An 11815-nucleotide genomic window follows, 5' to 3' on the forward strand; every position below is an offset into this window, starting at 1 on the left:
GTTCAGGATTCAGAGGCGAATACTTTACGCTCTTTTGCGCCTGTTCCGCTTCTGGCATGACTGGAACAGATGTAAGAGCTGGAAGTTGCAGATATCTGCTTAATCAGCAGACACTAATTAGGAGCGGAAAAATGAGATTACCGAAAATGCAGGAGGAACGTTATGAATTGGATTGAAACATTACTGATCACACTTGGTATCTCATTGGATATATTCGGGATCGTTACCTGCGAGGGAGCGCTGTTGGCAGAGATCAATAAAAAGCGTCTTGCGGCGGGGAGCCTTCTGGTTGCCCTGCTGCAGACCATCGCTCTGTATCTTGGAGATCTGGTGGGCGGAGCGTCTCTTCGGTATGATATCAAGGACAAACAGATCTTAACCGTCCGTGTGATCGTGGCGATCATATTTATCGTACTCGGAGTGCGCATGATCTTAAAAGCATGGAAGAACAAGAGTATCGTGGAACGCAGAGAGGAAAACGGACTGAGCCTTGGAAGGATCTTAAAATGTGTCGGTGCTTCCAGCGTGTGTACACTTTTAGTCGGAGTGGCGTTTGGATTTCTCGGCACTAATGTGACGATCGTGCTGATCATGGTGGTATGTCTCACCGTTCTCATGGTTGTGTTTGGTATGTATACCGGATATCGCTTCGGATTTGAACAAAAGACAAAGGCGTACAGTATCGGCGGGGTTCTGCTGATCATCGGCGGGATCGACGTGGTGATACGCTATATTGTCCATTAACGTTTTGAAAGGAAAAAGGGATGAAAGCCTGTGGAAAGGTTTTCATCCCTTTTTTTAGAATAAATTCATACGATTTTAAGAAAAAACAGGGGAAACCATGATATAATAGGAACACTTGAAATGAGAAGAAAGCGGAAAGGAAGCGGACGGATGCCACAGATCACGGTGCTCTCAGAGGACAGGATGAAACAGAAGACGGTTTTGGTGCAGGCAGGAGAAACAGTTCTTTCCGGCATGAGAACGCTTGGCGTTGTGATGGGAAACTGTTGTGGCAACGGAACCTGCAAAAAGTGCGCCGTATATTTTGAGCATCCGGTGCCGGAGGCGTGTGCGGAGGACGCACGGCTGGGAAGAACGGCGCTTGATGCCGGAAAGCGGCTGGCGTGCTGCCATAAGGTGACAGAGGATCTCTGCGTGCGGCTGGCGTCCGGGATGTATCTGCCGGATGAAACAAGACCCAAAATGCAGATCGAGGGAGAAGACCTGAAAAGAAAAAGTGTGGCGGATGAGAACCGGCAGACGGAAGAAACAGAATATACCGTGATCGTTGATATCGGAACCACGACACTTGCGGCGGCATTTATGCGGGAAAGTGATCTTGAGATCGAGCAGGTGCTTACAAGGGAAAACAGTGAGCGCCGATACGGCAGTGATGTGGTAAGCCGGATCCGGGCGGCGGAAGAAGGACACGGCGTGGATATGCAGGCGGCAGTCTGGGCGGATATCGAGGCGATGTGTCAGGAATTTGTGACGGAAAAGATGCGGACACCGCAGGGAAGTGCCGGGGTCTTTCAAAAGATCCGTTTCCCGCAGATGGTGGTCGCCGGAAATACAGTGATGGAGCATCTGCTCTGCGGCTATCCGTTGAGCGGGCTTGGCGAGGCACCGTTCCGTCCATTCTCGCTCGAACTGACAAGGCAGAAAAAAAGCGGGATCTTTCCGGGGAGTGGATCGCTGGAAGAAACGGAAGTTGTGGTGCTGCCGGGAGCTTCCGCATTCGTGGGCGCGGATATCGTGGCGGGACTCTATGCGGTATCCATGGATCAGCAGGAAGGTGTCACCCTCTTTTTGGACATCGGGACAAACGGGGAGATGGCGATTGAAACCGGCGGGGAGATCCTTGCCACAGCGACTTCCGCCGGCCCTGCGTTTGAGGGAGCCAATATGACAGACGGAGTGCCCGGAATCGAGGGGGCGATCCAGCAGGTGAACCTGCTTGCCGGACGACCGGTGATCCGCACGATTGGCAATAAGCCGCCGGTCGGGATCTGCGGAAGCGGGATACTCGATCTCGCATCGGAACTGTACCGCAGTGGAAAGATCGACCGGCATGGCACGTTTTTGGATGGCGCCGCATCGTATCAGGTTGCCACGCGCGCGGATGGAAGCAGGATCTGCTTTACCCAGGAGGATATGCGGCAGCTTCAGCTGGCGAAGTCGGCGATCCGAAGCGGGGTAGATCTGCTGCTTAAAAAATCCGGTGTGAGTGAAGCGGAGGTTCAGACCGTATGGCTTGCGGGCGGATTTGGCTGTAAACTGAATGTACACAAGGCGGCACTGCTCGGGCTGATCCCCAAAGGACTTGAGAAAAAGACAAAGGCGGCGGGGAATACGGCATTGCGCGGCGCGTATGAGTTCGCGAAGGCGTGTGGGGAGCACGGAATCGAACAGACGGAGATCCGATTTAAAGAACTGGCGCATAAGATCCGGGTGCTCAATCTGGCGGGGGAGCCGGAGTTTGAGGCATATTATCTGCGCAATATGGATTTTTAACAAGAAAAGAGGAACAGACATGAAATTATTGCTGACAGCGGTAAACGCGAAATATATCCATTCCAATCTTGCCGTGTACAGTCTGCGGGCTTACGCGAAAGAATACCGAAGCCAGATCGAGCTTGCGGAATACACGATCAATCACAGACAGGAATATATTTTGAGCGGGATCTATAAGAGCAGACCGGACATCTTATGTTTTTCCTGCTACATCTGGAATCTCGATCTGGTGCTTTCGGTTGCGGAGGAGTTTCACAAGCTGTGCCCGGAGGTGCCGATCTGGATGGGCGGCCCGGAGGTTTCCTATGAAACAGAGGCGTTTTTAAGAGAGCATCCGTTTGTGACAGGCGTTATGGTCGGTGAGGGTGAGCAGAGCTTTTCGGAACTGTGCGAATATTATGTAAACGAAGAGCGCCGGGACGGGATCAAAGCGGAAGAAAGACCGGAAACGATAAAAGGGCTTGCATTTTTAGATGAGGACGGGCATATGGTTTTTACAGGGGAAAGAGAGCCGATCGACATGAGTACGATCCCGTTTTGCTATGAAAATATGGAAGACTTTAAAAACCGTATCATCTATTATGAGTCGAGCCGCGGCTGTCCGTTCCGGTGCAGTTACTGTCTGTCATCGATTGAAAAGAAACTGCGCTTCCGGGATATGGAACTGGTAAAACGGGAACTTGCCTTTTTTATCGAAAAGGAAGTGCCGCAGGTCAAATTCGTGGACCGCACGTTTAACTGTGATCATAAGCACGCGATGGAGATCTGGAAATTTATCCGGGAACATGACCGTGGGATCACAAATTTCCATTTTGAGATCGCGGCGGATCTTCTGACGGACGAGGAGATCGCATTTATCTCCGGGTTAAGACCGGGGCTCATACAGCTTGAGATCGGGGTACAGACGACCCATCCGGAGACGATCACGGAGATACACCGGAAAATGGATCTTACGCGCGTAAAGCAGGTCGTCCGGGAGATCAAAAAGAATAAAAACGTACACCAGCATCTGGATCTGATCGCCGGACTGCCTTACGAGGACTATGAGACGTTTCAGAAGTCGTTTGATGAGATCTACGCTTTAAAGCCGGAACAGTTACAGCTTGGATTCTTAAAAGTCTTAAAGGGATCGTTTCTGTTTGAACACGCGAAGGAGTATGGGATCGTCTATGGCAGCCGTCCGCCGTATGAGGTCTTAAAGACGGCATGGCTTGACTATGACGCGGTCTTAAAGATCAAACAGGTGGAGGAAATGCTTGAGGTTTATTACAACAGCAGACAGTATCCGATGAGCATACGGCTGTTGGAAACGCGGTTTGAGAGCGCGTTTGCCATGTTTGCGGCGCTAGGAACGTACTATGAAAAACACGGATATTTTTCCATGAGCCATTCAAGGATCCGGCGGCTGGAGATTTTGCTCGCGTTTGCGGAGGAGATCGACGGGGAACATCTGGATGTCCTAAAAGAGGCGGCGGTCTATGATATTTACAGCAGGGAGAACGCAAAGAGCCGTCCGGCGTTTGCGGAAGACCGGACAGAATACAAAGAGCTTGCGCACAGATTCTGCAAAAAGGGAAAACTGCAGCATCTGGAAAGATTTTACTATATCATGCCGGAGGAAGAGACGGTAAAAGAACTTCCGGAGAGACAAAAAGAGCCCTGCTATCTGCTGTTTGATTACGAGAAGCGTGACGCATTAAACCATCAGGCGGAGATTCATCCGGTGGATCCAAAAAAGGAGGAGGCGTAACATGCTCGAACGTTATGTGGTGGTGGATCTGGAAATGACCGGGTTAAATCCACGCAGGGACAGGATCTTAGAGATCGGAGCCGCAAGAGTGGAACACGGGGAAGTGACTGCGCAGTATGAGACGTTTGTAAATCCGGGGGTCGGTATTCCGGAGAAAGTGCGGGAGCTGACCGGGATCAATGATGAGATGGTAAAGGACGCACCGCGGATCAGCGAGATCCTTCCGGATTTTATCGCGTTCTGTGCGGATGATATTTTTGTGGGACATAATGTGATCTTTGACTACAGCTTTTTAAAACAGGCCGCGATCAACGAAAAACTGTCTTTTGAGAGGCAGGCGGTGGATACATTAAAACTCGCGCGGAAGTTTCTGCCGGAGCTTGAACACCGGTCCCTGGAATATCTGTGCGGATATTATGGGATCGACCGGACGAACGGACACCGGGCGCTCTTTGACGCGCTTGCGACCAAAGAGGTGTTAGAGCGGCTGATCGGGGCGTATGGCGCGGAGCATGAAAGGGCGTTTGAGCCAAAGCCGCTGGTCTACAAGGCGAAACGCCAGACTCCGGCGACACCGGTGCAGAAAACACACTTGAAAGAATTGTTCGATTATCATAAAATAAGCATTGATCTGGATTTTGATACACTGACAAGAAGCGAGGCATCCCGTCTTACCGACCGGATACTCGCCCAGTATGGAAAAATACATTAAGAAGCGTCTGCTCCATTTAAGAGATCTTCTAACTGTTTTACCGTTGCGTCTCTTAAAAGAGGACTTAAAGCGGAGGCTTCTTCGATCAGGGCACGGATCTTGTCCGTTGCGTGATCTTTCTGGTATAAGGATGCGAGAAACACAAACAGGCGGCTCGCGTCACAGTGGATCGAAATGCCGTATTCGAGAACCTGGATGGCTTCCCTGTGAAAACCGTTGTCTTCGAGTTCTTTTCCGTAGCTGTACAACAGGTTGGACAGCTGGGTAAAATTCTGATCGTACTCGGAGAGGACCGTGAGATTCGCAGTGCCGTAGGTAAGCTTTAAGTCCGTGTTGGACAGATTGCTCAGGTTTACGATCTTTTTACCGGCAAGTGCGGTAAGCTGGGACTCGAGGCTTATGCATCGTTCGGAAGAACAAACATGAAGCGGGAGTGCATCGAGCGGGATCTCAATATAAGACAGATCAGAAATATCTTTTTTGCGGATGTGGTTGGACTCATATTCTCTTGACCAGAACGCTTCCGTCGCGTCTTCGGATCTGCGGACAGACCGGTTACGGAAAAAAGCGAGAACAGACAAGATAATGAGGAACATTCCGAAACATAGAAATAACATAATATCAGACCTTCTTTTACAGAAATAATAGGATAACAGTAAAAAACGGAAACGAGGTGATTCCATATGATGAATTTTCGCAACTCAAAGAAAAAACGGATTTTCGCGGCAGCGATCGTACTGATCTTATGCGCTTCCATGCTGCTTTCTCTGGTCATAACCGTTATCGTATAGAAGGAATTCCTTCATGTTCATAATATACACAAAAACGCGGGTTTCTGTCAAATATATTTGTGGTTATGTGCATTGAAAAACGAAGCAGTTATGTTAAAATAGCAACTGTACAATGTAAAAAGAAGCAAGAGCAGTTTATAGATGAAAGAGGAAAATTATGAAAAAAAAGAGATCAGCTGGTATTCTTTTGGCGGCGGCGCTTGTTATGGCGCTTGTGTTTGTCTGGAACACAGACTTTACGGCAGCAAAAGAAAAAACAAATGACGTGATCCCGGACAATGTTTACATCGGGGAAGTGGCAGTCGGCGGAATGACTTCTGCGGAAGCAAAAGAGGCTGTGGAAGATTATGTGAAGGAAAACAAGGATGGCGATGTCGTGCTTACCGCAGGCGAGAACAGCGTGACGGTAAAGACGAGCGATCTCGGGCTGACCTGGGGAAACACACAGGTTGTGGATGAGGCAGTCGGGATTGGAAAATCAGGCAATCTGATCAAGCGCTATAAAGATAAAAAAGATCTGGAGAATCAGAACAAGGTCTATGATATCGTATATACGGTGGACACGCAGAAGGTAACAGAGGTGCTGAATGAGCAGGCATCGAAGCTTGACCAGAAAGCGGTCAACGCGAGCCTTACCAGAGAAAACGGTGATTTTGTGTACACCGATGGCAAACAGGGAATCTCAGTGAATGTGGACGATTCCGTGAAGGAGATCCGTGAATACTTTAATTCCGGATGGGATGGTGCGGACGCCACGATCGCTTTAGTTGCGGATGTCGTTGAGCCGGAAGGCAACAAGGAGTCCCTCGCGAAGGTAAAGGATGTTCTTGGAACCTACCACACGAATTTCAGTGATTCTTCCGCATCCCGTATCACAAACATCAAAAACGCGGTGAGCAAGATCGATGGAACCGTGCTGTATCCGGGCGAAGAGTTTTCCGTATACGCGGCGATCGCACCGCTTGATGCGGAAAACGGATACGAACTGGCGGGCGCATATGAGAACGGTACGACCGTACAGTCTTACGGCGGCGGCGTGTGTCAGGTCTCTACAACACTGTACAATGCGGTGCTCTATTCCGAGCTTGACGTGACACAGCGCTCCAACCATTCGATGATGGTACATTATGTAGATCCGAGCAGAGACGCGGCGATCGCGGGAACCTACAAGGATCTGAAGTTTAAAAACTCCTCAGAGGCACCGATCTATCTTGAGGGTTATACGAACGGATCGGATCTCTATTTTACGGTGTATGGCGAGGAAACAAGACCGCAGAACCGCAAGGTGGAATATCAGTCAGAAACGGTAAGCCAGGATACACCTCCGGTACAGATCGTAGCGGCGGCGGCACCGATCGGTTATGTGGCGACAACACAGTCACCGCATGTCGGACAGTCCGCACAGCTGTGGAAGATCGTGACTGTGGACGGCGTGGAGCAGAGCAGGGAAGTGGTAAACACCAGCAAATACGCATCCACCCCGAAGGTGATCGCAGTCGGAAATGTCGGAAACGATCCGAATGCATGCGCAGCGATCAACGCGGCGATCGCAACACAGGATGAGGCAACCGTCCGTGCGGCGGCGGCGCAGTACGCAGGATTCGGAACAACACCGGATCAGGCAGCAGAACAGCCGGCGGCAGACCAGGCACCGGCAGCGGCTGCGGCGGCACCTGCAGAGACCACACCGGCGGCGGACGCGGCGGCAGCCACGGATGCAGCAGCAGCGACAGACGCGGCAGTGGCACAATAAGAATAAAAAAGCAAGAAGGCTGTCTCATTTTTGTGAGACAGCCTTGCGTTATAATTGCCAAAATGATATGATGATACAAAATATGTAAAAGTCTAAAAAAGAGATAAAAGTGAGAACATGAAGACAGGAAAGATACCGGAGAGCGTGTTGAAACGCTCCGTATTAAGACAACTGCACAACAGGCGTGATGAGGTGCTTCTAGGAGCCGGCGTAGGCGAAGACTGCGCGGCACTTACGCTCGAAGCCGATGAGGTGTTTGTGATGTCAACAGACCCGATCACCGGAACCGGAAAAGAGATGGGAAGCCTTGCGGTCATTACGACGGCGAATGATCTCGCGAGCAGCGGGGCAGAGCCGGTCGGCGTAATGCTCACGATCCTTTTGCCGGAAGAGAGTGAGGAAGCCCTCTTAAAAGAGATCATGCGTGACGCGGAAGCCACATGTGAAAAATTTCACATGCAGATTCTCGGGGGACATACGGAAGTGTCTGCGGCAGTGAACCGCCCGGTGATCTCCGTATCCGGTGTCGGAAAAGTAAAAAAGGATGCGATGATAAAGACGGGCGGAGCAAGACCGGGGATGGATATCGTGGTATCAAAATGGATCGGCATAGAAGGAACCGTGATCCTCGCGAAAGAGCGGGAGAGGGAACTGCTCGGCCGCTACGCTACGACCTTTATCGACCGGTCAAAGGATCTGGATGCATATATCTCCGTGCTTTCGGAGGCCGCAGTCGCCGCAAGGTCTGGCGTTAGTGCAATGCATGACATCACAGAGGGCGGTATTTTCGGAGCGCTCTGGGAAATGGCGGAGGCATCTGGCGTCGGACTTGAAATCGACTTAAAAAAGATTCCGGTGCGGCAGGAGACGATTGAGATCTGTGAATTTTTCGGGCTCAATCCCTATGAGCTGATCTCCGGCGGGAGTATGCTCATGGCAGCGGAGGATGGAAATCAGCTGGTGCATGAACTGGAAAAGGCAGGGATCCCTGCGGCAGTGATCGGAAAAGCAATGGCAGGAAATGACCGTGTACTGCGAAACGAGGAGGAAAGACGGTTTTTAGAGCCGCCCAAACCGGATGAGCTTTACCGGGTGATCTGCTAAAGCGTGGTATCATATATTATATAGAAAAGACAGATTTTGGAGGATGAAAATATGGAAGGAATGCGCGAAAAAATCTTAACATTTATAGAGAAAAACAGCAGGATCGATCTTAAGGAACTCGCCATCGTTCTTGGCGTGGATGAAGTGACGGTTGCGAACGAACTCGAAGCCATGGAGGCGGAAAATATCATCTGTGGTTATCACACCTTGATCGACTGGGATAAGACCGGGATCGAGAAAGTGACGGCACTGATCGAAGTGCGTGTGACCCCGCAGCGCGGCATGGGCTTTGATAAAGTGGCAGAGCGCATTTACAATTACCCGGAGGTAAATTCGGTTTATCTGATCTCCGGAAGTTTTGATTTTATGGTGACGATCGAGGGAAGGACACTGCGTGAGGTATCCCAGTTTGTGTCAGATAAGCTTTCTCCGCTCGAATCGGTACTCAGCACAAAAACGAATTTCATCTTAAAGAAATACAAGGATCATGGAACCGTGATGGCAGAGCAGAAAAAGGATGAAAGGGAGTTGATGACACCATGAGAAATCCTTTGTCGGAAACAATCGTAGGAATCGAACCATCCGGTATCCGCAAGTTTTTTGATGTGGTCAGCGAAATGAAAGACGCGATCTCACTTGGCGTGGGGGAACCGGATTTTGATACACCGTGGCATATCCGGGATGAGGGAATCTATTCTCTGGAAAAGGGACGTACCTTTTATACATCCAATGCCGGGTTAAAAGAACTGAAAGTGGAGATTTCCAGATATCTGTACCGCAAGTACGACCTGGAATATGACTATAATCATGAGATCATTGTGACGGTAGGCGGCAGTGAGGCAATCGATATCGCGATGCGCGCCATGTTAGATCCGGGGGACGAGGTGCTGATCCCGCAGCCAAGTTATGTCTCCTATCTACCGTGCGCGGTTCTGGCGAACGGCAAACCGGTCATCATTGAGTTAAAGGCGGAGAATGAATTCCGCCTGACGAGAGAGGAACTTGAAGCTGCGATCACGCCAAAGACGAAGCTTTTGGTGCTTCCGTTCCCGAACAATCCGACCGGCGCGGTTATGCGAAGAGAGGATCTGGAAGCGATCGCAGAGGTTGTAGAACAGCATGACCTGTTCGTGCTCAGTGATGAGATCTATTCCGAGCTGACTTACGGAGAGGAATCCCATGTCTCGATCGCGTCTCTGCCGGGCATGAAGGAGCGGACGATCACGATCAACGGCTTTTCCAAATCCCATGCAATGACCGGATGGCGGCTTGGTTACGCGTGTGGTCCGAGACTGATCCTGGATCAGATGTTAAAGATCCATCAGTTTGCAATCATGTGCGCACCGACGACGAGCCAGTATGCGGCAGTCGATGCCTTAAAAAACGGGGATGAAGATGTGGCGATGATGCGTGAGCAGTACGACGGCAGAAGAAGATATGTACTGCACCGTTTTGAGGAGATGGGACTTCCGTGTTTTGAGCCGCACGGCGCGTTCTATACATTTCCGTGTATCCGGGAATTTGGCATGACATCGGATGAATTTGCCAATGCCCTGTTAAAAGACCAGAAGGTGGCGGTCGTACCGGGTACCGCGTTTGGTGCCTGCGGCGAGGGATTTCTCCGGATCTCCTATGCGTATTCGCTTGACAGCTTAAAGACGGCGCTTGACCGCATCGAAAATTTTGTGATTAAGTTGAGGGAGCAGGAAAAGTAAAATGGCAAAGCTTAATATTGTACTTTATGAGCCTGAGATTCCGTCCAACACCGGGAATATCGGAAGAACCTGTGTTGCCACGGGAACCAGACTGCATCTGATCGAGCCGCTTGGATTCCGGCTGAATGAAAAAGCGATCAAGCGCGCGGGAATGGATTACTGGTCCGACCTGGACGTGACGACTTATGTAAACTACGAGGAGTTCCTGGAGAAGAATCCGGGCGCGAAAATTTATATGGCAACCACAAAGAGCAGACAGACGTATACGGAAGTTTCCTATGAGCCGGACTGTTACATCATGTTCGGAAAGGAAAGCGCGGGGATCCCGGAGGAGATCCTTGTAAACCATCCGGATACCTGCGTGCGGATCCCGATGATCGGCGAGACGCGCTCTTTGAACCTGTCAAATTCCGTGGCGATCGTGCTCTACGAGGCACTGCGCCAGAACAATTTTGACCATATGAAACTGGAAGGAGATCTGCACAGACTGCACTGGGATTAGCAGGCAGAACTGAGCGCAGACCATTTATGAGGAAACAGAAATGAACAGCAATGCAGAACAAGAGAAGCATGCAAACATCATTGATGCGAGAGAGCTGGTACATGAGTATATCCGGCGTGACGAGGAAGGAAACGTAGAATCCATCCAGACCGCGCTCGACCATGTAAACCTCGACGTGAGACCGGGGCAGTTCATTGCAATCTTAGGGCATAACGGCTCCGGAAAGTCCACGCTGGCAAAGCATATCAACGCTTTGCTCGTGCCGACCGAGGGAACGCTTTATGTGGATGGAAAGGATGCGTCAAAAGAGGAAAATGTCTGGGATGTCAGACAGAGCGCCGGTATGGTATTCCAGAATCCGGACAACCAGATCATCGCAAGCGTGGTCGAGGAGGATGTCGGATTCGGACCGGAAAACATCGGTGTGCCGACGGAGGAGATCTGGAAACGTGTGGAGGAAAGCCTCGGTTCCGTTGGAATGCTCTCTTACCGGAAACATTCTCCGAACAAGCTTTCCGGCGGACAGAAACAGCGTGTCGCGATCGCGGGCGTTATGGCGATGAAGCCAAAATGTATCGTGCTCGATGAACCGACGGCCATGCTCGATCCGCTTGGCAGAAAAGAAGTTTTAAAGGCGGTTCACGCATTAAACCGCAAGGCGGGTGTGACGATCATACTGATCACACATTATATGGAAGAAGTGGTGGATGCCGATTATGTCTTTGTCATGGACGCGGGACATGTCGTTATGAAAGGAACGCCGCGCAGTATTTTTTCCCAGGTGGAAGAATTAAAGGAGTACCGTCTTGGTGTTCCGCAGATCACGCTGCTTGCGCATGAGTTAAAAAAGAGCGGGCTTCCGATCCCGGATGGCATTCTGACCAGACAGGAACTGGTGGAGGCGCTGCTTGCCATAAAAGAGCAGTAACTGGTAACTGAGAAACTGTACCCGGGGAACGGGACAGTATTTA

11 protein-coding genes are annotated in these 11815 nt (G+C 50.6%); 10 read left to right on the top strand and 1 reads right to left on the bottom strand.

Translation table 11 applies throughout. The annotated features are described in order from the left end of the window. Positions 1–162 precede the first annotated feature (162 nt). From H8Z76_RS12365 to H8Z76_RS12380, 4 genes are all read left to right on the top strand, one after another. Positions 163–744 carry a manganese efflux pump MntP gene (locus H8Z76_RS12365; protein WP_147619272.1) on the top strand — a complete coding sequence of 194 codons (582 nt, stop codon included), beginning with the start codon at positions 163–165 and terminating at the stop codon, positions 742–744. Positions 745–864: 120 nt separating this feature from the next. Further along, positions 865–2517, top strand: coding sequence for an ASKHA domain-containing protein (locus H8Z76_RS12370; RefSeq protein ID WP_186982660.1), 1653 nt, complete (start codon positions 865–867; stop codon positions 2515–2517). 19 nt (positions 2518–2536) lie between these two features. After that, positions 2537–4267 carry a B12-binding domain-containing radical SAM protein gene (locus H8Z76_RS12375; RefSeq protein ID WP_186982661.1) on the top strand — a complete coding sequence of 577 codons (1731 nt, stop codon included), beginning with the start codon at positions 2537–2539 and terminating at the stop codon, positions 4265–4267. Between the two features lies 1 nt (position 4268). Continuing rightward, positions 4269–4979 carry a 3'-5' exonuclease gene (locus H8Z76_RS12380; protein ID WP_022514429.1) on the top strand — a complete coding sequence of 237 codons (711 nt, stop codon included), beginning with the start codon at positions 4269–4271 and terminating at the stop codon, positions 4977–4979. On the opposite strand, the gene H8Z76_RS12385 is transcribed toward H8Z76_RS12380, so the two are convergent. After that, positions 4976–5596, bottom strand: coding sequence for a hypothetical protein (locus H8Z76_RS12385; protein ID WP_022514428.1), 621 nt, complete (start codon positions 5594–5596; stop codon positions 4976–4978). The two genes, H8Z76_RS12380 and H8Z76_RS12385, sit on opposite strands and share 4 nt — an antisense overlap. Before the next feature lie 331 nt (positions 5597–5927). Here H8Z76_RS12385 and H8Z76_RS12390 point away from each other — a divergent pair, with 331 nt between their 5' ends. From H8Z76_RS12390 to H8Z76_RS12415, 6 genes are all read left to right on the top strand, one after another. Further along, positions 5928–7523, top strand: a complete 1596-nt coding sequence (locus H8Z76_RS12390) for a VanW family protein (RefSeq protein ID WP_186982663.1) — start codon at positions 5928–5930, stop codon at positions 7521–7523. A 117-nt stretch (positions 7524–7640) separates the two neighbouring features. Continuing rightward, a complete protein-coding gene (locus H8Z76_RS12395) occupies positions 7641–8627 on the top strand; it encodes an AIR synthase family protein (protein ID WP_022514363.1) in 987 nt (328 codons plus the stop codon). A 60-nt stretch (positions 8628–8687) separates the two neighbouring features. Then, positions 8688–9170 carry an Lrp/AsnC family transcriptional regulator gene (locus H8Z76_RS12400; RefSeq protein ID WP_147619282.1) on the top strand — a complete coding sequence of 161 codons (483 nt, stop codon included), beginning with the start codon at positions 8688–8690 and terminating at the stop codon, positions 9168–9170. Next, positions 9167–10342 (top strand): aminotransferase class I/II-fold pyridoxal phosphate-dependent enzyme, encoded by a 1176-nt coding sequence (locus H8Z76_RS12405; protein WP_022514365.1) that lies wholly within the window; start codon positions 9167–9169, stop codon positions 10340–10342. Before H8Z76_RS12400 ends, H8Z76_RS12405 begins: the two co-directional genes overlap by 4 nt. 1 nt (position 10343) lies before the next feature. Next, positions 10344–10844, top strand: coding sequence for a tRNA (cytidine(34)-2'-O)-methyltransferase (locus H8Z76_RS12410; protein WP_186982665.1), 501 nt, complete (start codon positions 10344–10346; stop codon positions 10842–10844). 40 nt (positions 10845–10884) lie between these two features. Next, positions 10885–11772 carry an energy-coupling factor transporter ATPase gene (locus H8Z76_RS12415; RefSeq protein ID WP_022514367.1) on the top strand — a complete coding sequence of 296 codons (888 nt, stop codon included), beginning with the start codon at positions 10885–10887 and terminating at the stop codon, positions 11770–11772. The last annotated feature ends 43 nt before the right edge of the window (positions 11773–11815 follow it).

Source organism: Roseburia yibonii (genome assembly GCF_014297335.1).
GTDB classification, from domain to species: Bacteria; Bacillota; Clostridia; order Lachnospirales; family Lachnospiraceae; genus Roseburia_D; species Roseburia_D yibonii.